This is a genomic window from Streptomyces toxytricini (genome assembly GCF_014649915.1).
GTDB lineage: Bacteria > Actinomycetota > Actinomycetes > Streptomycetales > Streptomycetaceae > Streptomyces > Streptomyces toxytricini.
On record NZ_BMTY01000024.1, the window covers coordinates 54,659 to 76,253 of the forward strand.

The window sequence follows — 21,595 nt, forward strand, 5'->3', positions numbered from 1 at the left end:
GACGATGGTGCTGTCTGGCGCCGCTCGCAGTTCCCCAGCCCACCTTCGCGGTGGGCTGCTGTGCCATGCGCGCGCACGGAAGGAGACAACCTTGTCCGATTTTGATCAGGGCCGGTCCGAGCGGGGCTTCGGGGACGTCATCCTCGCCACGCCCGTGAGCGCCGAGCCGCCGGCCGGGCCGGCGTATCCGGTCCCGGAGCCGGACCAGGAGTGGATTCTGCCGAACGGTTTCGCACACGTCTTCCTCGGCGAGGGCAACGAGGACGTCACCCGGCCGGTGATCATTGCCGATGGCTTCAGCCTCGGCAAGAGCAATCTGAAGTGGCTGCACTCCGGGCTCGACCGCGACTTTCCCTTCCTGACGGAGCTGCGCAGCCAGGGCCGCGACGCCATCCTCGTCGGCTACGAGGAGCGGTCCGCCTCCATGCTCGACAACGCCGAAGCCGTCATGGGCGCCATCGTGCAGGCCAACACCCTGCAGTCGGGCGGCGCTGCGCTGACCGTGGGCGGCTTCGGCATGGGCGGCCTGGTCGCCCGCTACGCACTGGCCAAGATGGAACAGCAGGGGTTCGAGCACCGCGCCGCCCTGTACTTCTCCTACGACACCCCGCACCGCGGCGCCGTCGTGCCCATCGCCCTCCAGGCGTTCGCGCACTTCGCCCCCTGGTCGAACAGTCCCTTCGCCCGGCAGATGAACAGCCCGGCCGCCCGGCAGATGCTCTGGCGGCATTACGACCCGAACACCAGGAAGATCGACATCGCCCCCGAGCGCACCCGGTTCCTCCAGGCCCTGACACAGGTCGGCAACTGGCCGAGCAACCCCAGGAAGATCGCGGTCGCCAACGGCCGCGGCGACGGCACGGGTCTGCAGATCCCGCCCGGCATGAGGGCGCTGAAGATCGGGCGGGTGTACCCCGACACGACCTTCTACACCCAGGCCCAGGGCGAGGACATCACCGTCGCCGAACTGAGGCGGTGGTTCCCCCCGTCCCAGAGGACGATCAAGACGAGGGAGTTCCCTGAACTCGACGGCGCCCCGGGCGGCACCCTCCGCTCCTACGGCATCATCGCCGACGCGCTGGAGAAGGCCGGCGCCACGACCGACCTGCGGCACGGGAGCGTCTGCTTCGTCCCCTCCGTCAGCGCGGTCGCGATCCGCGACCTCGACCAGCACAAAGACCTCTACGCGAACATCTACCAGCTGGACCCGGAGGAGAGCGAGGTCGACGAGTTCAGGTGCTCCTCGGACACTACGACGCACACCGCCCTCACCCAGGAACTCGGCAGCTGGCTGCTGAACCGGCTGCCCTGCTGATCCGCCACAGCGCACGGGTTCGAACCGCCCGCGAGAGCGGCGGCCCGACCCGTGCACCAGTAGGACCGAACCGGCCGATCCTGCCGACTGACACGACCGGCCGGGGCCTGCACTGGCGGCTCTCATGCACGCTCCGCAGTGCCGGGGGTCACCTCCAGTCGGTCAGTCGGCCGGCCCGCCCGTCGCTTTGCGACAGGCGGTGCAGAGCAAGACCCAGGAGCATCGCCGTGTATGCACACAGCGCTGCGATCCCGGCCCACCACGGAAGCGGGAAGTATCCGGCGGAGGGGGCGTAGTGTGCGACGGTCTGCGGATGTTCGACGAGGGTCTGCCGGACGGCGAAGCCGGCGGCCGGGGTGGCCCGCAATAGCCACTGGGACAGCCCGTCGGCCAGCAGTGGGACGGAGGTCACGACGTACGGGACTGCGACCGCCAGGACGGCCACGAGGATCGCGAGCCAGGCCCGCCGCAGCAGGAAGCCGAGCGCGAGGGCGAGCACGGCGGCGAGGGCGAGGACGCCGGCCGTACCGACTACGACCCGTGCACCGGTGAGCGCGGACACCCGATGACGGGGATCCCGTTGCCCTTCAGGATCGCCGCGCCCGCCGGGGTCACGATGCCGATGGCGAGGAGAGCGGTGACGAACGTGACGGCTGAGACGACGATCGCCTTCGCCGCGAGTCGGAGGCGGGTGACCGGCGCGCCGCCCGCGGACCCGGTGCGTTGTCAGGCGGTGGCGAACCGCACCCCGACCACGAGCACGATGAGCAGCGCCAGGGGCAGGCCTCCCAAGGTGCGTTCCGCCGAGTGGGCGCCGTCCTCGGCGCCCACCGGGCCGATGTCGCCGGTGCCGGTGACGGTGATCGTGCCGTTCTTCTCCACCGCCCGGACACCAGGTGGTATTTCTCCCAATCCGTCCGGTTCCGCTCGCCGACGGCGTCGTCGCTCCAGCTCCCGGCGGCTGTGCCCTTGAGGGAGACGTTGTCGAAGGTGCCGCCGGCCTGCGTCCAGCGCACCTGTTCCGCGGCGCCGCCCAGGCCCGTCCGCGACAGGGTCAGGTCTCCGGGAGAGGTGGCGAACAAGCCGACCTGCACGGTCTCGGGAAGCCCGGGCAGCCGCACGGTGCCGACCTTGGTCCACTGCGTGCCGTCGGCGGACGCGTGGCCCGTGACGGTGTCGCCTGACCGGGTCAGCCGCAGCCAGCGCGGCGCCTCGCCCGAGACTCCCCTGCCGCTGCCGGCGATGTCGTGCCGGTAGTCGTACTGCATCCGCACGCCGTGGCTGCCGGTGACCACCAGCGCCGCGTAGGAGGAACCCGGGCGGACACCGCCCTTGTCCGGAAGGCGGCCTGCACGTTGCGGCCGCACTCCCGACGGCAGCCGGGTCGGGAGGATGACACGGTGAGGGTTCTGGTCGTGGAGGACGCCCGGTCGCTTGCCGAGGTCGTCGCCGAGGGACTGCGGGATCAGGGGATGGCCGTCGATGTGGCGCACGACGGTCTGGCCGCCGCGGCCAAGCTCGATCTGAACGCGTACGACGTGGTGGTCCTCGACCGCGACCTGCCCGGCATTCACGGCGACGCGCTCTGCCAAATGATCACCGGCCCGCGCGCTGCGTGCGGGCGGCCTCGAACTCGACCCGGTACGCCGGACCGCCCTGCGTGAAGGCCGTCCGCTGGAGCTTTCCGTCAAGGAGTTCGCCGTCCTGGAGGCACTGCTGCGCGCCAGTCCGGGCTTCCTGAGCACCGAGAACCTCCTGGAACAGGTGTGGGACGAGAACGCCGACCCCTTCAGCAACACGGTGACCGTCACCATCAGCCGGTTGCGCCGCAAGCTGGGCAGCCCGCCCGTCATCACGACGACGCCCGGGGTGGGCTATCGCATCGCCGATGTTCCGACCGTCTGATGTTCACTGCCGCAGGCGTAGTCGGACCAGGTAGGCGGCCCAGCCGACGCGCGGAGCGTTGATGTGCCCCGAGGAAGGCCGGTCGGCTGCGTCGTGGCCCCGGAGGCCAAAGTCGTCGCGGTCTTCAGGCGCCGCGCGCACCGACGCGAGGTCGGTGGAGACTGCCCCTGCCGTCGGGGTGGCCGTGGATGGGCGCGGACACCCGTCGGCCGCCGGAAGCGGTGACCCGGAGCGCGATGACTGCCTCCTCCGAACCGGTCCGGACGCACTCGCTGCGGGCGCCTTCTGGCTGGGGTCAGGACAGCGCGTTTCACCTGCAAAAGTAGGTCGTGCATACTTTTGCGGGAGGGGTACGGCATTCCGGCTGGGCCGCACTGACCAGGGGAAATCCAGACATGGACACCGGTACGCCGGTCACCGGCGGCTTCGCCGCGCTGCTGCTCCGTCTGCGGACGGAGGCCGGGCTGAGCCAGGAGGAGCTGGCGCACGCTGCGGGGGTGAGCGTGCGGGCGCTGTCGTACATGGAGCGCGGGCGTTCCCGGGGACCGCAGCGCCGGACCGTGCAGGCGTTGGCCGCCGCCCTCGGCCTGGACGAGGCCGGGGCCCGGGAGTTGGAGCACACCGCGAGCCTGGGCCGTCCCCGGAGGGCTCCCGCCGCGGACGTACCACCGCCTGCCGCCGCACCGGATGCCGTTGCGTCGCAGACCGGTGCGCCCGATCTGCTGCCGCGGGCACCGCGCGGCTTTCACGGGCGGGCGGCGGAGCTCGACGCCCTGACCCGCGCCACCGCGGGTGAGGCGCCCGTCTGCCTGGTCGTCGGGCCCGCCGGGGTCGGGAAGACGGCCCTCGTGCTGCACTGGGCCCACCGGGGCCGTGCCGGATTCCCCGACGGGCGGCTCTACGCCGACCTGCGGGGGTTCGGCGGCACGGGCGAGCCCGTCCTCATGGGTGTGCTGCGCGAGTTCCTGGCGGCGCTCGGCGTGCCGCCGGGCCGGATCCCGGAGTCGGCGAACGGCGCGGCCGCGCTGTTCCGGTCTCTCGCCGCCGACCGTCGGCTCCTCGTGGTCCTCGACAACGCCCGGGACTCCGAGCAGGTCAGGCCGCTCCTGCCGGGCGGCCGCCGCTGCGTCACCGTCGTCACCAGCAGGCACCGGCTGCCGGGGCTGATCGTCACCGACACCGCTCGGCCCGTTGCCGTGGACGTGCTCGGGCCGGAGGACGCCGCGATGCTCCTCGCCGGAGTCCTGGGCGAGGAACGGGTGCTCGCCGAGCCGGTGGCTGCGCGACGTCTGGCCGAGCTCTGCGGCGGGCTGCCGCTCGCGCTGCGGGTGGCGGCCGCACGGCTGGCTCAACGGCCCGGCCGGTCCCTGGAGGCGATGGCCGCCGAGCTCGCCGACGAGACGCGCCGACTGGGTCTGCTGGACGTGGAGGACACCGGTGTGCGGGCGGCGCTGCGGGTGACGCTGCAGGAGCTCCCGCAGGAGGTGGCCCGCCAGTTCGCCCACCTCGGCCGCCACCCCGGGACGCACGTCGACCGGTATGCGGCGGCGGCCCTGGCGGGCACGGACCCGGCAGCCGCCGAGGCCTGCCTGGAGCGGCTGGCCGTCGCGCACCTCGTCACGGAGACGGCGGCGGGCCGGTGGACCATGCACGATCTCGTGCGGCTCTACGCACGGAGCCTGGACGTCGGGCCCGAGGCGCTCACCCGCGTCCTCGACCACTACGTGGCCACGGGCCTCGCGGCGGTGGCGGCGGCCGAGCCCGGCAACGAGGAGTGCTTCCCCCTGCCGGCTGACCACCTGCCGCCCGCCGCCGTGCGGGAGTTCGACGACCGCGCCTCCGCCGTGGCCTGGTACGCGGCGGAGAGGGACGACCTCGCACTGGCGGTGGCCGCGGCACACTCCGCCGGACTGCACGGCAGGGCCTGGCGGATCGTCATGGTGTTGTGGCCGCTGATCGTGTGGCGCGTGCGGGACGGCTGGGTCCCGCTCCTGGAGACCGGGCTGGCGGCGGCGCGGGCCGACGCCGACCGGCACGGCGAGTCGCGGGTGCTGAACGTACTCGGCTGGGTGCTGATCGAGGAAGGGCGCATCGAGGAGGCGCTGGTCCACCTGCGGGCGGCATCCGCGCTCGCCTCCCGGGCGGGTGACGCGGCGGCCGAGGCGAACGCCCTGGTCGTCATGGCCATGGCGCAAGCCGCGCTCGGCGGCCTGGACGAGGCCGCGCAGGGGTGCGGGCGGGCGGTGGAGCTGGCGCGCGAAGCCGGCGACCGGACCCTTGAGAGGCTGGCCCTGCAGCACCTCGCCCGCCATCGGGCCGACGCCGGGCAATGGCGCCGGGCACTCGACACGGCGACGGCGGCATTGGCCTTCGACGATCGTCCCGGCACGTCCGACGTGCCCCGGATACTGCTGCTCATGGTGAGGGGGGAGGCGCTGCTGGGGCTCGGGGACGAGGCCGAGGGCATCGCGCAACTCGACCTGGCGGCAAGGGAGGCTGAGTCCGCCGGATACGAGGACGGTGCGGTGCGGGCGCTCGGCGTCCTGCTGCGGGTCTCGGCGGATGCAGGGGTTCGGGCCCGGTACGACGCGGCGGTCGCGCGGCTGACGACGCGGGCGTGATCTCTGCGCCCGGGGCCCCCACTCGGCCCCGCGTCGCCGCGCACCCTCCGGCGGCGCTCGCGGAAGCCTCCGATGGCCGGTGGGTCCGTACGCGGGCCTGTGTGTTCCCCGGTGCCGTACAGGCGGGCCGGTCGCGCCGAGCCCTTCCCGCAAAAGTAGGCCGTCCCGTACTCCTGCGGCCGGAACTGCCTGGTCCGCCTCCGCTTCCACGCGGTTGAGTGGGTCCGACCGGACGGGGGCTTGACCAGCCTCCCGCCGGAGAGGTCCGCCGCGCTGTGCCACCCCCCAGTAGCCGCGCGGCGGACCCGGGGGAACCTCAGCTCTCCGGCCCGTCGACGACCTCTGCGCAGGCGTCGGCTGCCGCTTTCGACCAGGGAATGACAGATGACAACCAGTCGTGCCGCGACCCGCCCGGGCTCCGGCCGCCGCGCCCGCCTCCTGCGCTTGTTCGCGCTGCCGGCGCTCCCGCTCCTCGTCCTCGCCTCGATGCTCACGGCGCCGACCAGCGCGGCGGCGGCGGACACCGGCAAGTACGGCGACACCCGCTACGACCAGTGGTCGTGGGTGACCACGCACAACGCCTACGCCCACAACTGGAACGGATTCCCCCTCCCCCCGAGCCAGTCGCGCACCATCAAGGAGCAGCTCGAGGGCGGGGTGCGCGCGCTGATGCTCGACACCTACGACTCCACCGGCACCGGCCCCGTCCGGCTCTGCCACACCAAGTTCGCCTGCTACGAGGACTTCAAGTCCGCGCTGCTGACCATCGTGAACTTCCTGCAGAAGAACCGGCAGGAAGTGGTCACGGTCTTCCTGGAGAACTACGCCGACCAGGACGCCCTCGGCAAGACGATCACCGACATGCTGGGCGCCACGGGTGCCGAGAAGATGCTGTTCAACCAGAACAAGTACGGCATCTACTACAACAACTGGCCGCTGCTGCGCGACATGGTCGCCGACAACCAGCGTCTGGTGATCTTCAAGGACAGTGACGGCGACATGGCCGTGGGCTCCGGCACCCTGATGAACACCTGGACCCACACGGTGGAGAACAAGTACGGCTACGGCATGGGCAACGCGCCGACGGGCTGCGACGCCCGGGGCCAGAGCAAGCCGCTCGACACCAGGACCATGCCGGGCACGAAGATGACCCCGCTGTTCACGATGAACCAGTTCAACTCGGACGCGGGGAACCCGCAGGACCTGGCGGCGGGCCACAACGGGAAAGCGCTCACGAAGCGCATCGAGACGTGCCGGGGCGTCGCGGGCCGGGCACCCAACTTCGTGGCGGTCAACTTCTTCCAGGAGAGCGACACCGCGGGCGTCAATCCCGTCTCGGTCGTGGCCGGGCTCAACAAGGACGCGTACGTCTACCCGCCCGATCCGGCGGTGTGGCTGGTCAACGGCAAGCAGTACCGCAGCACCTACGGCTCGAACCGCTGCATGGTGCGCGGTGACGAGTTCCCGGACGGCAGCGGCGGCCTGGTGACGCAGCGCGCCTGTGCGGACTCGGTGCCCAGCAGCCACCAGTGGACGGCGACCAAGCCGGACTACGACGGCAAGGGCCACTACTGGATCAAGGCGGGCAACGGCTCCTGCCTGACCGTCCCCTACAACAACGGCACGCCGCCCGGCGACGGCACACAGCTCTTCTGGTGGCCCTGCGAGACCAAGTGGTCCTCCGGCAGCCAGCTGTGGAACGTCATCCCGGTGAACATGGGCGCCGGCGGACAGGACCGCGGCTACTACTTCGTCAACCAGTGGACCGGCAAGTGCCTGACCCTGGACCCGTCGACGTCGACCGCGAAGGCCGGGAAGGTCACGCAGGCCCCCTGCCCGTCCCGCTGACGACCGGCCGACGGCCGTGCAGGGGGCGTCCTGGCGGCCCGGCCAGTCACAGGCCGCGGAGCAGGGAGGGAGCGGTGATCAGCTGCCCCTGGTGGTGCTCCGGCCAGGCCCGGACGGCGTTCAGGGAAAAGCGGATCGACGACATCCCGCATCAGCCAGTGGGTCCTGGAAAAGGACACCGACCTCCAGGGCCCGCCGGAACGGAATATCCGGCTGGAGACGCGCCAGGCGAAGCCAGAAAGCATAGTGCACATTTCTCATGCAAATGCATGCCACGCGACTTCGGCACCCTGTCCCGTTCATCGGAACCGCACGCTCAAAATCCGCCGAGCCGGCCGACTTCCGGAACGTACCAGGGAATCGCCGTCGGCGACGGGTTCACCGTGCACAGCGTGGGAAGGGTGCGGGTTTCATGTCGCACAGCGAACTCCCCCGACCCGCGCCTTGCGATGTGAAGCAGGTGCGGGACGGCTCCCCGGTGCGGCTCCAGCCTGTTCCGCGCGCCCACGCGCCCGTGCCTGCCGCACCGGGACCCCGACGCAACCCGGTCGCCGTCCACGCCGCGCAGCAGCGTCCCCGCGGCCTCCCGCAGATCGCCCGAACCGAACCAGAAACCAGCGCACGAACAAGCACACCGGCGACAAAATCAACCTTTTGGTTCGCTTTCGCCAACGGCACCGGCAACAAATTCCGCAAGCTCAGATTCCGATCAAAAAAGTTGTGGGGGCGACCAGCACCTGGCTAGTTTTGGCACCGCTCCGCCACTGACCACGTCGGAGCCTCACACCAAGGGGGAATCAACATGGGCACTCCTGTCCGCACTTTCATGGCATCCACCACCGCGTCGGTCGTGTTCGCCGGCGGGCTGATCGGCCTGTCGGCGACGCCCGCGTCCGCAGCCGAGATCTGTGACAACGTCTACAAGCGCAAGTACACGGAGATCTCGTCGACCTGGCACAAGGTGGTCGCGTCGGGTGTCATCGACAACCGCCGCAGCGCCGCCACGACGCGCGAGAGCATCACCGGGCAGCTGAGCGCCAGCCTGACGGGCAGCGTCAGCGGCGAGATCGGAGGCACGCTCAATCTGGCCGCGGCGGAGATCAGCTCCAAGCTCGGCGTGTCCGTCGAAGCCAGCGTCTCCATCGCGAAGGGCAAGACCGTGATGATCGAGGTGCCCGCCCGCAAGCGGGTGAACTACAAGATCGGCATCAAGAAGCGGGAGTACCAGGTGTACGTCACGCATCAGTCCCGGAACTGCCGCGTCACCAACTCCTGGGCGAAGGTCACGGTCGCGGACTCGTACACCGAGACCTGGAACAGCTGAGACGTCCCGCGGAAGCGGGCGTCCAACCCCGGCCTTCGCCCGACGCCTCCCTCACGGAGTGCGCCGGGCGAAGGCAGCCGCGTCTCCGGGTTCGGACAGCCGCGGGCGGCGCCGCCCTCCGGGCCGGTCGTGATCGTCCCGAGGATCCCGAGGGACCGGCGCGCGGCACCTGGCCCTGCCGGAGGGGTCAGCGGCCGTCCGGTCCTCGGCCGGGAGCCGGGAGTGCGCTGCCGTGGCCCGGAGTTTCGCGAGGAGCGCCGGCGGTGAGGAGGGCGTGCGTTTCGGTCAGCAGGAGGAGAGCCGCGGGTTGGTGCTGGAGGCCGGTCACGGTGAGGTGTCCGCCTGCCGCCTCAAGGCGCCTGCGCAGGAGGAGCAGGAGTTTGAGGCCGCTGGAGTCCATGAAGGAGACACCGGACAGGTCCATCTGCAGTGTCCGGCCGGGCAGCGGGATCGCGGCTGCGGCCTGCGAGGCCCTCTCGAGTTCGGGATACGTCTGGACGTCCATGTCACCGGTGACGGTGATCACCGTGCGGGCATGTTGCGGGTTGTGACATGTCACTACCGTGACGTCGTTCACGGTCCACCCCTCAATCGGGGGTCGAGCCCATCACGCCCCCGCAGACGGGGGCGTCGAGCGGCGGCATGGGGCCGCCTGCAGCCGAGCGGGTGAACCCGTACCGCGTCCCGGTCATGAATGACCCGTGAGGGCGGCGCGGGCTCTCCCACCAGACCAGGCTGGTTGTCCACGCAGCGTGGCACACATCGGACACCGTCCACCACCCCGGGGCCGCACGCGGACGGGCATGTCCGAAGGGCCGCGCAGACGACGCCACGCGCATCCGCGTCCGAGCCGTCGCCGCGGCCACGGCGGCTGCCACGCCCTCCCGCGGCAGCCGGGAGCGCCCCCACCGGCGGCGGTTCGCACCCCCCGGTGCGGACCGGGCGCACGAGCGCGGACCACGGGCGGGAAGACACACTCTGGGTCACGGAGGGTCCGCACGGGACTTCGTCAAGGCTGTTGGACACGGCGAAGCACCAGACCAGTCAGCCCTCGCGGACGTGGACGCCACCAGGCCCAGCAGTGCGCTGACGACGACTGCCACCAGGGCCAGGTCGCTGGCCGAGCCGCGCCATCGCTCACGCCGGCGCGTGATCGACACCCTGGTTCTGGTGACCGCCCACTACCGCGGGGGCGGGGAAGGGAGCGGGCCGGTCCCGCATGCGGCGGCGCCATCCTCCGCGGGGTCCCCGGAAGCCTGTCGAGGCGGGGCGGCGGCGAGCAGGGCCGCTTCGACGCGGCGGTTGCCCGTCATGGATGCCGTGACGGCCGTCATCGCCAGGAGGAGGAGACCGGCGGCGTAGAGGGGGGTGCGGATGTCGTGGGTGGTGGCCAGCCAGCCGCCGAGGAAGGCACCGAAGGGGGCCGCGCACACGGCGAGCATGCGGGAGGTGGAGGCGACCCGTCCCATGAGGTGGGCCGGGACGATCGCCTGCCGGAGGGAGGGCCCGAGCACCATCGTGGCGCCCATGCCCGCTCCGCAGGCGGCGAGGGCCAGGCCGGCCGCGTACGGGTTCGGGGCGGCGGCAAGGCCCAGGATGGCGAGGCCTTCGACGGCGGCAGTGCAGGTCAGGGCGGTGCCGGTGCCGAGTTTCCGGCTGAGTTGGGAGGCGATGCCCGCGCCGAGGAGGCCGCCGGCGGCCTCTGCGGTGAGGAGCAGGCCGAAGCCGTGCGTGCCGAGGCCGAGGCGGTCGTGCGCGAAGAGGGCGAGGACGGTCTCCACGGCCAGGAAGGCGACGTTCCCGACGGCGGGGCGGAGTGCGAGACCGAGCAGCAGCCGGTCGCGGAAGACGTACGAGGCTCCGGCGCGGGCCTGCCGGAGCAGTGATTCGCGGGCCTCGGGCACGGGCCGGGGCACGGCCGGGAGCGTGCGTACGAGCAGGGCGGAGAGCAGGAACGACACCGCGTCCGCGAGCAGCGGGAACGCCCGTCCGAGGGCGAGCAGCGCACTGCCCGCGGGCGGTCCCGCGAAGCCGGACATGGCGGTCTGGGCTCCGCGCAGGCGGGAGTTGGCGCGCTCCAGGAGTGCGGGGTCGCGGCGGAGGAGGTCCGGCAGGTAGGCCGTGGCGGCGGTGTCGAAGAGGAGTCCGCCGAGGCCGAGGAGGAAGGCGACGGCCGCGAGCAGCGCGATGCTCAGGGCGTCGAGTGCGGCGGCCGCCACGGGTATGGCGAGCAGTGCGGCGCGTGCCAGGTCGGTGACCCACATGGTGCGCCGGCGGTCCCAGCGGTCCACGAGCGCCCCGCCGAGGACGCCGAAGAGCAGCCACGGCAGGGTCGCCGCGGCGGTGACGGCGGCGAGGGCCATCGGGTCGCGCGTGAGGGTCAGGGCGAGCAGCGGCAGGGCGCCGTGCATGACGCCGTCGCCGAGGGAGGAGACGGTCTGCGCGGTCCAGAGCCGTCCGAAGCCGGTCGGGAGCCTGTCGGTTGCCTTGGTCATGCGCGGTCCCCCTCGCCGTCGTCGTCGCCGCCCTCTGTCGTCTGCTTGCGGGGTGCCGGCCGGAAGAGTGCGAACGCGAGGGACACGTCCGGCAGTGAGGGGTCGGACAGTTGTCGGTACTCGTCCGCGAGGGCCTGCAGCCGTGCCCCGAGCTCGGCGAACTGGTCGTCGGTGAGGCGCAGGTGCGCCATCCGTACGTGGCGCGGGCCATCCACGGGGGATGCCTCCAGGTCGGCCACCGCGTGCCGCATCAGCACGTCCGGCTGCCCTGTGGCGGGGTCGGGCAGCACGATCGAGCGGGCGGCCGGCGCGTAGTACCGCTCCGTCACACCGCGGACTTTCCGCGTCCGCACGACCTTGACGAGGCCGGCCCGCTCCAGCAGGCGCACGTGGTAGCTGGAGCTTCCCTTCGCCAGGCCGACGCGCTCGGCGATCTGGGTGATCGTCGCCGGCTCGAAGCGGAGCACGGCCATGATCCGGTGACGGGTGAGGTTGGAGACGGCGCGCAGCTGCTCGTCGGTGGTGACGTGAAGCGCCTCGGGAAGATCGGCATTGGGCATGGCCGCAATGGTCAAGGACTCTTGACCATTAAGCAAGGGGTTTCGCCGCCGCAGCTGTCGGTCAGGGGCGTTCGTAGTACTGGAGGATGCCGCCCAGGGAGAAGCAGAGGGCGCCGGCGAGGGTGCCCCAGTTGGCGATGTCGGAGCTGATCAGGCTGCCGGTGGCGGGGCGGGTGTACGCGGCGAGCGCCGAGACCGCGAAGAGGACGGAGCCCAGCTGGTTCACGGCGACGATCCACCATCCGAGGTCGCGCCGTCGGATGCAGGGCCGGCCGTGGCAGATCTCGGCGAACCCGAGGTGGCCGGAGATCAGGAAGAGCACGCAGCCGATCACGTCCGGTGCCCAGACCAGCCGGTTCGTCTGCTGGACGGTCAGGCCCTGGAGGAAGGAGTCGAACAGGTTGACGGCGAACACCAGGGTGCCGGCGAACAGGACGAAGGCGCCGAGCCAGTCGGCCCGCGTCGGCTCGTAGCTCCACCACCGCCACTGGCGGGTGATCAGGGTTCCTTCGCCTCCGGGTACGTGGCGCGGGCCGTTGACGGCCTGGAGCAGGGACACGTAGCCGCCGGTGTTGAAGAACAGGCCGCCGGCGAAGTAGATCGACGCGCAGGTGACGGCGTCGCCGGATCCGAACTGGGCGACGGCGGCGCCGGCCGCGAAGAGCGCTCCGCCGATGACGAAGGCGGTGGCGGCGATGGCGTTGAGCCGGCGCAGCCGGGTGAGGGAGGTGTCGTCGGCGCTGGCGTAACGGGCGGCGGCCGCGCCGGGCGGGCTGAGGGCGATGAGGCCCCGGCGCCGGGCGGGCCGCGATTCCCAGACGGCGGTACCGCCGCTCGGCGGGTGCCAGGTGAGGCGGGTGGTGAACGGTCCCGCGCCTTCGGCGCGCTGGTCGGGCTGTCCCACAGGCGGAGACTAGACGCCTCCGCAGGCCCCGGCCGCGTGAAACGCCGTCCGCGGGGCCCTGACGGCGCAGGCCGGGTGGTGGCAGGTGGTGCCGGGTCGTGGCGCGTCGTGGCGGGTGGCGGTGGCGGGCCGCCGTCCCGTGCGGGAAGGCGGCCCGACCGGCCGGGCTCAGATACGGGCCGCGTTGCCCGAGTAGATCCAGCCCTTGTTCACGCCGTAGGTCTTGTCGACCAGGTACCAGAGGTTGCCCTTGGAGTTCTTGCACGACATGGTGAAGTTGAGCCTGTCGCCCCGGTGGACGGTGTCGACGACCCGCCCGGTCTCGTAGTAGGCCGTGCGCACGGGGGCGGACGTCGCGGTGACGTAGAGCTCACCGCCCGACTCCTTGCACGTGATGGCGGCGGCCGAGGCGGGCGTGGCGAACGAGACGGCCGCCGAGAGGGTCAGACCGATCCCGGCGGCGAGGGTGGAAACGCGGTGTACGGCGCTGGCGCGCATGGTGCTCCTTCGTCTTCGCGTGAACCGACGCCACCAGATGATCATCTTCTGGCATGTTCAGGCAAACCGGCGCGACCCGGCGGGTTCGGGGTGTGCCGCCGGGCCGGCTCCGCAACCGTGCGGCGGTCAGCAGTACGTGAAGGAGCTGATCCTGTCGTTGATCCACGAGGGGACGGAGGGCCACTTCTCCCAGGGGCCGATTTTGAACTGCGCGCCGCCGTAGCCGTTGTGCTCGTAGAAGCAGATGCTGCTCCCCGTGTTGTTGACCACCGACGACGCCTCGTCCTGCATGCCCGACCACAGGGCACCGCTGCGGTGCAGCTTCCCCATGTCGCCGATGTTCTGGTTGGCCGCGATGGAACCGTACTTGCCGGCGGGGGATCCGCTGACGAAGTCGCCGTCGGCCCACAGGCAGACGTAGTTCGCGGGGCATGCACCGGCGCCCGTCCCGAGGCCGAGGATGGTGGCGGCGCTCGCGGAAGTGGCCGTCGTCAGGGTCAAGGCGGTGACGGCAGCCGCGCTCAGTCCGAGCTTCGCCATCTTCTTGCGCATGTCGTTCCTCTGTTCGGATCGAGTGGGCGGGTCAGCAGTACTTGAAGGAGCTGATCTTGTCGTTGATCCACGACGGGACCGACGGCCACTGCTCCCAGGGGCCGATCCTGAATTCCAGGCCGCCGTAGCCGTTGTGCTCGTAGAAGCAGATGCTGCTGCCCGTGTTGTTCACCACCGAGGAAGCGACGTCCTGCATTCCCTTGTCACCGCCGGATTCCCGCTTCAGCTTTCCCATGTCGCCGACGTTCTGGTTCGAGGCGAAGGAGCCGAACTTGGCGTCGTTGACGAATTTGCCCTGGATGAAGTTGCCTTCCGTCCACAGGCATACGTAGGCGTTGGGGCACGACCCGGCCCCGTGGCCGATGGAGAAGGCACTGGCGGCGCTCGCGGAGGTGGCCGCGGTGAGGACCAAGCCGCCGGCGGCCGCGGCCGCCAGCCCCAGCCTGGCCGTCTTCCCGATGGATCGCTTCATTTTTTTCTTCCTTTCGTTTCCGGTTCAGCAGTACTTGAAGGAGCTGATCTTGTCGTTGATCCACGACGGGACGGAGGCCCACTTCTCCCGGGGGCCGATCCTGAATTCCAGGCCGCCGTAGCCGTTGTGCTCGTAGAAGCAGATGCTGCTGCCGGTGTTGTTCACCACCGATGACGTGCGGTCCTGCATCCCCTTCCAGCGCGCGAACTTGCTCTCGAAGAAGAATTTCCCCATGTCGGAGACATTGCCGTCCGAGCCAACGGCCCCGTAGTCGCCGTCCGGGTTGCCCCGGATGAAGTCGTTCTCGCTCCACAGGCACACCCAGTTGGCGGGGCACTTGCCGGACCCGGTCCCGATGTCTGTGAGGACGGCCGCGCTCGCGGTCGTGGCGGTTGCGGCGAGGGCCCCGGTGACCGCGGCGGCGGCGAACGCGACCCTCAGGGCCGTTCTGCGCAGGTTCATTGCTGTCTCCTTCTGGCTTCTTCGTCCGGGGACACCCCAGGACGTCACCGGTTGAGGTGGTGACGCAACCATGGCAGCAACTCCCGTCACCGGTCAAGGAGGTGACGTTCGGTCGGGAGTGCAGACGCCACGCACCGCGGAGATTGAGTCATTCGACTGTCGTCCCCGGGCAGCGGCGCAGCGCAGGCTGGGACGGCCGCCCGGGCGCAGGGACGCGGGCGGAGGGGATGCTCGGAGGGACCCGTGGTGGACCGCACGCCTGTCGTCTTCATCCATGGCGCCTGGCTGCGCGCCTCGTCGTGGGACTCCTGGGCGGAACGCTTCGCACGGCGCGGGTTCCGCACCGTCGTGCCGCGCTGGCCCGGGGAGGGCGCGCCGGGGCTCCGGCCCGGGGCGCCGGACGTGCTCGGCCGCGTGGGGCTGGACGGGCTGACCGACCACTACGCCGCGGTCGCGGCGTCGCTCGACACCTCGCCCGTCCTCATCGGGCATTCGGTCGGCGGTCTGGTGGCGCAGCGCCTCGCCGGCATCCGGGTCGGCCGGGCCGCCGTGGCCATCGCCCCGGCTCCGGGAGGCGGCGCCGTCCTGCCTGCCGACGCCGCCCGGCTGTGGACGCCGCCCGTCCGGCCCGCGGGACACCTGGTGTCCTTGACGGCGGGCCGGTTCCGCCAGGTCCTCGCGAACACCGTCGACACGGCCGAAGCCGGCTCCCTCTTCGTGCGCCACGCGATGCCGGCGCCGCGGCGGCTGCTCGCCGACCTCGCCGCGTCCGCCCACCAGGCCCCCGCCTGCACCGCCGGCGCAGCCAGGGGCCCGCTGCTGCTGGTCTCCGGGCAAGAGGACAGGCTGGTACCCGACTCCGTGACGCGGGAGGTCTACAAGCGGTACGGCGACTGCCTGGCCGTCACCGAGCTGAAGCAGTTCGCCGACCGCGGCCACTCCCTGGTCATCGACAGCGGCTGGCGTCGCGTCGCCGACCACGTACTGGCCTGGCTGGACGAGCACGGCATCCACGCACGGCCCGGCGGCGTGCGCTGAGAGGTGCCGCGCCCACCCGTCCGGCCGGTCCCCGGGGGCTACTGGGCGGGGAGCCTCCCCAGGGCGTCGCGGAGGGCGGCCCGGGAGGTGATGCCCAGCTTGGGGAACACCCGGTAGAGGTGGGAGCTGACCGTGCGGGGTGACAGGTGCATCCGCGCGCCGATCTCCTTGTTGGTCAGACCGCCGGCCGCGAGATCGGCGATCCGGCGCTCCTGCCAGGTCAGCGCCGGCGCGGACGCGCTCGCGGCGGCGGCCGGCCCCGACGCCCGCAGCTCGGCCGCGGCCCGCCCGGCCCACGCCGGCGCGCCCAGCCGTTCGAACGTCTCCGCGGCCGCCGTCAGTGACGGCCGGGCCGCCTTCCAGCCCTGGGTGTGCCGCAGCCGGACGCCGTGGGCGAGGCGGATGCGGGCGAGCTCGAAGGGGAAGCGGTCGGCTTCGGGGTGTGTGACCGCGCGGGCGTACAGGGCGTCCGCCTGCGCAGCGTCCGGGGCGGTCATGGCGAGGGCGCCGTACGTCAGCAGGGCCAGCCGCGGGGAGACGTCCGGGAGGCCGGCCTCCTCGGCGGCGAGGGCGTGCCGGCGCGCCTGCTGCGCGCGGCCGGTGTGCAGGGCCGCCTCGACGAGGTCGAGGAGGGTGCGCGGGGCCTGGTGGACGCAGGGCGCGAAGGTGCCGGGCGGCGTGATGCCGATGGCGTGCAGGTAGGCGGCTTCGTAATCGCCCTCCCCCAGCGCGGCGGCGGTGCCGATGGCGTCGGCGATCTGGGTGAGGAACCCCACCCCGCGCGGACGCGCCCAGGCGTCCACCACGGCCTGCAGCTCGCGGGCCTCCTCGGCATCGCCGCGCAGGGCGGCGAGCAGCCCCAGGTAGGCCCGCGTCTGGTGGGTGAAGAGGGCGTACCCGTGCGACGCCGTCAGGTCCAGGCAGCGCTGCCCGGTCCGCCGGGCCTCCTGCCATTCGCCGGACGCGATCTGGTCCAGCATGATCAGGTGCAGCATGGTCATGCCGGTCGCAGCGGCCCCGGTCTCCACCTCGCGGTCCACGGTGCGCTGCAGGTGGGGCCGGAACCGGCCGAGCACGTCCAGGTGGTACGCGGAGACGGAGAGCCGGGTGAGGTCCCACGGTTCGAGGTCGCGCAGCCCGGCCATGGCCTGCTCCAGCCGCTCGCGCGCGCCGCTGCCGCGGCGGACCACGTCGCTCCAGGTGTCCTCGTAGACGAGGGAGTGCGCGGGCACCCCGGCGCCGAGGGAGCGGAGCAGGTCGTGCGTGCGCCGCCACAGGGTTTCGTCGCCGGCGTACTGGCTGATGGCGAGCAGGAGGTTCACGAGGCGGTCCGGTACCCCCTCCCGCTCGTGCGGCTCTGCCCGCCCCGTTCTCTTGTGCAGCTCCCGGACGGCCGCCAGGACCTGGCCGTGGGTGGTGCGGACGTCGCCGTCCTCGTAGAGGGCGACGTAGGCCGAGGTGACGACGGAAGCGGTGGACGGGGCAACGCCGGGAACCGTGCCGGTGCGGACGAGTTTCCGGGCGTGGTCGAGGAGTCCGGCGTGACCCGCCACGAACGCCGCGTCGCCGAGCAGCCTGGATCGCTCCTGCGGGGTCTCGCTCAGTTCGGCGGCGCGGGTCAGCCAGGCGACCGCGGTGACCGCGCCGCCTCGCCTGGTCGCCGACTCCGCAGCCGCCTCCAGGGCTGCCGCGGCCTTCCTGTCGGGGTCGACGGTGGCCGCCGCCAGGTGCGTGGCATGCCGCTCCACGTCGTCCCGGTGGACCTCGGCGAGGGCCGCGTGGGCCGCGCGCCGGGCGTTGGGGGTCGCCATGCGGACGACCGCCGACCGCACCAGGGGGTGCCGGAAGACGAAGTCGCCGCTGACCGGGTCGTGGTCCAGCAGGCCGCAGGCCGCGGCCTCGTCGACGTCCCGCATGCGGTAGCGGGAGCCCGGTACCGGGCCGGACGGCGTCCCGGCCCCCACGCCGTCCAGGGCGCCGCGCAGCAGCTCGGCCCGTACGGCGTCGCCGAGGGACGCGATGCGCGTCCCGTACACGTGCTGGAGGCGCAGCGGCAGTTGGACTCCCGTGTACCCGAACAGCTCCTCGGGGGTGCGGCCCGCGCGGCCGGCCCGTACGTGGGGCGGCAGCTCCAGGAGGGCGAGCGGGTTGCCCCGGGCCTCGTCCAGGACGAGGCGCCGGATGCTGGGGGCGAGACCGGGATGGCGCAGGTCCAGCAGTTCCTCGGAGGCCGCCTCGGAGAGGGCGCCCACCGCGAGCTCCGGCAGGGCGGCGGAATCGAAGCCGGACCGGACCTCCGAGCGCAGGGCGACGACGAGCTTCATGGAACTGCCCGTGAGGCGGCGTCCCACGAATCCGCACACCTCGGTGCTGGCGGTGTCCAGCCACTGGCCGTCGTCGAGGACCAGCAGCACGGGCCGGCGGGAAGCCACGAGCGAGAGCAGGTCGAGGACGGCGATGCCGAGGGTCATGACGGAGGGCGGGGTGCCTGCGCTCCTGCCGAAGACGACGTCGAAGGCCTTCCGGTGGACCTCGTCCAGCTGGTCGACGAAGGAGAGGAGCGGGTAGAGGAATTGGTGGAGGCCGGCGAACGGCAGCTGTGACTCGGCCTCGACCCCCGCTGCTCTGATCACCCGGTGCCGCTGCGCCGCCAGGTCCGCGACGAGGTCGAGCAGGGCGCTCTTGCCCACTCCGGATTCGCCGCGCAGGACGAGGGCCTGTCCCTCGGGGGCCGCCACGAACGCGGACAGCACCTTTTGCTCGCCGTCACGACCGACCATCGATCGCGCGCTCAACTCCACTGTTCCTCAGCTCCGTTCACCGCGGCCTGCCCGGGCGACCCGGGCCGGACTGCGTGATCCAGAGAGTAGTGTCCGTCCCGGGTACCGTCACGCGGAGCGGTGCGCGGCCACCGGCCGCCGGGGCCGCCGGCCGGTGCGGGCGGTGTCTTTCCGTCGCGCGGACGGCCGGAGGGTGTCACCGGTTCGGCGGGTGATGGCGGGCGTCTTCGGGACCGGGCTGCGGGGAGGCCGCCGGGCGGCCGGCGCTTCGCCGACCCCCGGACGGCGGCGCAGGAGAGGGGGGTTCAGCGTCCGGCGGCGGCCGGAGAGCCCTTCTTGCGGGCGCGGTAGGCCGCGGCCTTGATCCTGTTGCCGCAGGAGTCCATGCCGCACCACTGCCGCCGCATCCCGCGGGAGCGGTCGACGTAGACACGCGTGCACTCCGGGTTGCCGCACTCCTTGAGGAGGGGGACGTCGGGGCCGCTGAGCAGTTCGACGGTCCGGCGGGCCACGAGGGCCAGCGCCTGCGCGGGCGTCGCATCGGTGTGCCGGCCCCCGGGAGTGAGCTGGGGGGCCGGCGGAACCCGGCGCGCGGCGGCGTTGAGCACTCCGAGTGCCTGCCGGTCGAAGTCCTCGGCCAGGCGGGCGTTGGTGACGAGCCGGTACACCGCCTCGCGCAGCGCGATCGCCTCCCGTACCTCGTCCTCCCCGGCGGGCGTGACCGTGTCCACGAGTCCGGACTCCAGGTACCAGGCGCACAGCCGGTCCGGCGTCACGAACATCTCGAAGCGGGTCGAGCGCCGGGCGCGCAGCGTCGCGACGAAGTCGAGCACCGGGTGTCCGCAGACGAAGACGTGGTCCAGATTCACATCACCATCCTGGCAGGTGACGGTGAGGGGGAGCAAGGCTCGTCACGGCGACGGCGCGCAGGGGGCCCCGGCGCGGGACCCCCTGCCCGGGGCTCACCCTGCGGGGGCTGCCGCCTCCTCCAGCCTGCCGCCGGCCAGCCGCAGGCGGCGGTCCACGCCGATCTCGGCGAGGAAGCGCTCGTCGTGGCTGACCACCACGAACGCCCCGCGGTAGGAATCCAGGGCGCTCTCCAACCGGCCCACGCTGACCAGGTCGAGGTTGTTGGTCGGCTCGTCGAGCAGCAGTAGCTGCGGCGCCGGTTCGGCGCACAGGACACAGGCAAGGGTGGCACGCAGCCGTTCGCCGCCGGAGAGGACGCCGACGGGCAGGTGGGCGCGCGAGCCGCGGAAGAGGAAGCGGGCGAGCAGGTTCATCCGCTCCGCCTCGGGCCGCTCGGGCGCCCAGGCGGCGAAGTTCTCCGCGACGGTGCGGGCCGGATCGAGCAGGTCCAGGCGCTGCGAGAGATGCGCGATACGGCCGTCGCCGCGCCTGGCCTCCCCTTCGTCGGGCACGAGCGCGCCGGTGATCAGCTGAATGAGGGTGGTCTTGCCGGCGCCGTTGGGGCCTGTCAGGGCGATGCGTTCGGGTCCGCGTACGGACAGGTCGATGCCGCCGTCGGCGAACACGTTCCGGCCGCCGCGGCGGACCTGCATCCCCGTGCCGCGGAAGAGGTCGCGGCCGGACGGGACCCGGGTGCCGGGCAGGTCGAGGACGATGCGCTGCTCCTCGCGCAGGGCGCGTCCGGCCTCGTCGAGGCGGGCCTTGGCGTCGTCGACCCGGGAGGCGTGCAGCTGTCCGGCCCGGCCGGCGGACTCCTGCGCGCCGCGCTTCATGTTCCCGGCGAAGATCCGCGGCAGTCCTGCGCTCTTGAGGTTGCGGGCGGCGTTGCCCGCGCGGCGCTCGGCGCGTTCGCGGGCCTGCTGCATCTCCCGCTTCTCCCGCTTCAGCTCCTGTTCGGCGTTGCGGACGTTCTTCTCGGCGAGTTCCTGCTCGGCGCGTACGGCCTCCTCGTACGCGGTGAAGTTGCCGCCGTGGAAGCGGAGGCCGGAGCCGCCGAGCTCGGCGATGCCGTCCATGCGGTCGAGGAGGTCGCGGTCGTGCGAGACGACCAGGAGGAGGCCGTGGTGGTCCGCGAGGACGTCGTACAGCCTGAGCCGGGCGTCCCGGTCGAGGTTGTTGGTCGGCTCGTCGAGGAGGAGGACGTCCGGGCGCCTGAGCAGCTGGGCGGCAAGCCCCAGCTGGATGACCTGGCCGCCGCTGAGCGTGCCGAGGCGGCGGTCGAGGGCGAGGCCGGCCAGCCCCAGGCGGTCGAGCTGGGCGCGGGTGCGCTCCTCGATGTCCCAGTCGTCGCCGATGGCGGTGAAGTGCTCCTCGGCCACGTCGCCGGATTCGACGGCGTCGAGGGCGCGGACCACGTCGGCCACACCGAGCACGTCGGCGACGGTGAGGTCCCCGGTCAGCGGGAGGCTCTGCGGCAGATGGCCGAGCGTCCCGCCGACGGACACCGACCCGGTGGCGGGCCGCAGTTCTCCTGCGACCAGTTTGAGCAGGGTGCTCTTGCCGGAGCCGTTGGGGGCGACCAGGCCGGTGCGGCCGGCGGCCAGGGTGAAGGACAGGTCCCGGAAGACGGGGGTGCCGTCGGGCCAGGAGAAGGACAGGTGGGAGCAGACGACGGTGGCGTCGGACATGGAGGTACCTCGGGAGGGTGGGAGCGGAGAGGGCTCCGCCCCGGGCAGGCGTGCGGAAGGCGGGTACGACGAACGGGCCACCCGGCGGCACTTCCTCAGCGCGCCCTGCGGCCGTCAAATCCGGATCTCACCCGGAGATGTCGTCCTCACCCGCCACGTCTGCGACTCCTCGGTACACGGTCAACGTCGCGGACAGGGTAACAGCGGGCTTGCCCCCCGTCGCG

At 72.2% G+C, this 21,595-nt stretch carries 18 protein-coding genes and 1 pseudogene; 6 read left to right on the top strand and 13 right to left on the bottom strand.

The window, feature by feature from the left end:
- Window positions 1-91 precede the first annotated feature (91 nt).
- Window positions 92-1,315 carry a lipase family protein gene (locus IE170_RS26745; RefSeq protein WP_223855676.1) on the top strand — a complete coding sequence of 408 codons (1,224 nt, stop codon included), beginning with the start codon at window positions 92-94 and terminating at the stop codon, window positions 1,313-1,315.
- Between the two features lie 148 nt (window positions 1,316-1,463).
- On the opposite strand, the gene IE170_RS26750 is transcribed toward IE170_RS26745, so the two are convergent.
- Both IE170_RS26750 and IE170_RS26755 read right to left on the bottom strand, forming a co-directional pair.
- Complete coding sequence (locus tag IE170_RS26750) at window positions 1,464-1,877, bottom strand: hypothetical protein (RefSeq protein WP_189812013.1); 414 nt, start codon at window positions 1,875-1,877, stop codon at window positions 1,464-1,466.
- A gap of 164 nt (window positions 1,878-2,041) precedes the next feature.
- Window positions 2,042-2,197 carry a hypothetical protein gene (locus IE170_RS26755; protein WP_189812014.1) on the bottom strand — a complete coding sequence of 52 codons (156 nt, stop codon included), beginning with the start codon at window positions 2,195-2,197 and terminating at the stop codon, window positions 2,042-2,044.
- A gap of 518 nt (window positions 2,198-2,715) precedes the next feature.
- Here IE170_RS26755 and IE170_RS26760 point away from each other — a divergent pair.
- From IE170_RS26760 to IE170_RS26775, 4 genes and pseudogenes are all read left to right on the top strand, one after another.
- Window positions 2,716-3,220 (top strand): annotated as a pseudogene (locus IE170_RS26760) (response regulator transcription factor).
- 395 nt (window positions 3,221-3,615) lie between these two features.
- Entirely contained in the window at window positions 3,616-5,841 is a 2,226-nt protein-coding gene (locus IE170_RS26765; protein WP_223855675.1) for an XRE family transcriptional regulator, read from the top strand.
- A 384-nt stretch (window positions 5,842-6,225) separates the two neighbouring features.
- A complete protein-coding gene (locus IE170_RS26770; RefSeq protein ID WP_189812015.1) occupies window positions 6,226-7,689 on the top strand; it encodes a phosphoinositide-specific phospholipase C-related protein in 1,464 nt (487 codons plus the stop codon).
- A gap of 826 nt (window positions 7,690-8,515) precedes the next feature.
- Window positions 8,516-9,013: a hypothetical protein gene (locus IE170_RS26775; protein ID WP_223855674.1), complete on the top strand. Its 498-nt coding sequence runs from the start codon at window positions 8,516-8,518 to the stop codon at window positions 9,011-9,013.
- Window positions 9,014-9,200: 187 nt separating this feature from the next.
- Here the strand turns inward: IE170_RS26775 and IE170_RS26780 are convergent, their stop codons facing one another.
- From IE170_RS26780 to IE170_RS26815, 8 genes are all read right to left on the bottom strand, one after another.
- Window positions 9,201-9,590, bottom strand: a complete 390-nt coding sequence (locus tag IE170_RS26780) for an STAS domain-containing protein (protein ID WP_189812017.1) — start codon at window positions 9,588-9,590, stop codon at window positions 9,201-9,203.
- A gap of 604 nt (window positions 9,591-10,194) precedes the next feature.
- Window positions 10,195-11,508 (bottom strand): MFS transporter, encoded by a 1,314-nt coding sequence (locus IE170_RS26785; protein WP_189812018.1) that lies wholly within the window; start codon window positions 11,506-11,508, stop codon window positions 10,195-10,197.
- Window positions 11,505-12,068, bottom strand: a complete 564-nt coding sequence (locus tag IE170_RS26790) for an ArsR/SmtB family transcription factor (protein WP_189812019.1) — start codon at window positions 12,066-12,068, stop codon at window positions 11,505-11,507. Before IE170_RS26790 ends, IE170_RS26785 begins: the two co-directional genes overlap by 4 nt.
- Window positions 12,069-12,129: 61 nt before the next feature.
- Window positions 12,130-12,972 (bottom strand): hypothetical protein, encoded by an 843-nt coding sequence (locus IE170_RS26795; protein ID WP_189812020.1) that lies wholly within the window; start codon window positions 12,970-12,972, stop codon window positions 12,130-12,132.
- Window positions 12,973-13,140: 168 nt separating this feature from the next.
- Window positions 13,141-13,470 carry a hypothetical protein gene (locus IE170_RS26800; protein ID WP_189812021.1) on the bottom strand — a complete coding sequence of 110 codons (330 nt, stop codon included), beginning with the start codon at window positions 13,468-13,470 and terminating at the stop codon, window positions 13,141-13,143.
- Between the two features lie 126 nt (window positions 13,471-13,596).
- Window positions 13,597-14,022 (bottom strand): peptidase inhibitor family I36 protein, encoded by a 426-nt coding sequence (locus IE170_RS26805; protein ID WP_189812022.1) that lies wholly within the window; start codon window positions 14,020-14,022, stop codon window positions 13,597-13,599.
- Window positions 14,023-14,053: 31 nt separating this feature from the next.
- Complete coding sequence (locus tag IE170_RS26810; protein WP_189812023.1) at window positions 14,054-14,494, bottom strand: peptidase inhibitor family I36 protein; 441 nt, start codon at window positions 14,492-14,494, stop codon at window positions 14,054-14,056.
- 24 nt (window positions 14,495-14,518) lie between these two features.
- Complete coding sequence (locus IE170_RS26815) at window positions 14,519-14,956, bottom strand: peptidase inhibitor family I36 protein (RefSeq protein WP_189812024.1); 438 nt, start codon at window positions 14,954-14,956, stop codon at window positions 14,519-14,521.
- Window positions 14,957-15,202: 246 nt separating this feature from the next.
- On the opposite strand from IE170_RS26815, the gene IE170_RS26820 reads away from it, so the two are divergent.
- Window positions 15,203-15,994, top strand: coding sequence for an alpha/beta hydrolase (locus IE170_RS26820; protein ID WP_189812025.1), 792 nt, complete (start codon window positions 15,203-15,205; stop codon window positions 15,992-15,994).
- 38 nt (window positions 15,995-16,032) lie between these two features.
- Here IE170_RS26820 and IE170_RS26825 read toward each other — a convergent pair whose 3' ends face one another.
- From IE170_RS26825 to IE170_RS26835, 3 genes are all read right to left on the bottom strand, one after another.
- A complete protein-coding gene (locus tag IE170_RS26825) occupies window positions 16,033-18,774 on the bottom strand; it encodes an AAA family ATPase (protein WP_189812079.1) in 2,742 nt (913 codons plus the stop codon).
- Window positions 18,775-19,079: 305 nt separating this feature from the next.
- A complete protein-coding gene (locus IE170_RS26830) occupies window positions 19,080-19,643 on the bottom strand; it encodes a CGNR zinc finger domain-containing protein (RefSeq protein WP_189812026.1) in 564 nt (187 codons plus the stop codon).
- 93 nt (window positions 19,644-19,736) lie between these two features.
- Window positions 19,737-21,371 (bottom strand): ABC-F family ATP-binding cassette domain-containing protein, encoded by a 1,635-nt coding sequence (locus IE170_RS26835; protein ID WP_189812027.1) that lies wholly within the window; start codon window positions 21,369-21,371, stop codon window positions 19,737-19,739.
- Window positions 21,372-21,595 lie beyond the last annotated feature (224 nt).

What these genes read in the sequence shown, in the direction of transcription:
- IE170_RS26765 (WP_223855675.1), top strand. Translation starts at nt 3,616, where the DNA reads ATGGACACCGGTACGCCGGTCACCGGCGGCTTCGCCGCGCTGCTGCTC.
- IE170_RS26770 (WP_189812015.1), top strand. Translation starts at nt 6,226, where the DNA reads ATGACAACCAGTCGTGCCGCGACCCGCCCGGGCTCCGGCCGCCGCGCC.
- IE170_RS26775 (WP_223855674.1), top strand. Translation starts at nt 8,516, where the DNA reads ATGGCATCCACCACCGCGTCGGTCGTGTTCGCCGGCGGGCTGATCGGC.
- IE170_RS26785 (WP_189812018.1), bottom strand. Translation starts at nt 11,508, where the DNA reads ATGACCAAGGCAACCGACAGGCTCCCGACCGGCTTCGGACGGCTCTGG.
- IE170_RS26790 (WP_189812019.1), bottom strand. Translation starts at nt 12,068, where the DNA reads ATGCCCAATGCCGATCTTCCCGAGGCGCTTCACGTCACCACCGACGAG.
- IE170_RS26800 (WP_189812021.1), bottom strand. Translation starts at nt 13,470, where the DNA reads ATGCGCGCCAGCGCCGTACACCGCGTTTCCACCCTCGCCGCCGGGATC.
- IE170_RS26805 (WP_189812022.1), bottom strand. Translation starts at nt 14,022, where the DNA reads ATGCGCAAGAAGATGGCGAAGCTCGGACTGAGCGCGGCTGCCGTCACC.
- IE170_RS26810 (WP_189812023.1), bottom strand. Translation starts at nt 14,494, where the DNA reads ATGAAGCGATCCATCGGGAAGACGGCCAGGCTGGGGCTGGCGGCCGCG.
- IE170_RS26815 (WP_189812024.1), bottom strand. Translation starts at nt 14,956, where the DNA reads ATGAACCTGCGCAGAACGGCCCTGAGGGTCGCGTTCGCCGCCGCCGCG.
- IE170_RS26825 (WP_189812079.1), bottom strand. Translation starts at nt 18,774, where the DNA reads ATGGTCGGTCGTGACGGCGAGCAAAAGGTGCTGTCCGCGTTCGTGGCG.
- IE170_RS26835 (WP_189812027.1), bottom strand. Translation starts at nt 21,371, where the DNA reads ATGTCCGACGCCACCGTCGTCTGCTCCCACCTGTCCTTCTCCTGGCCC.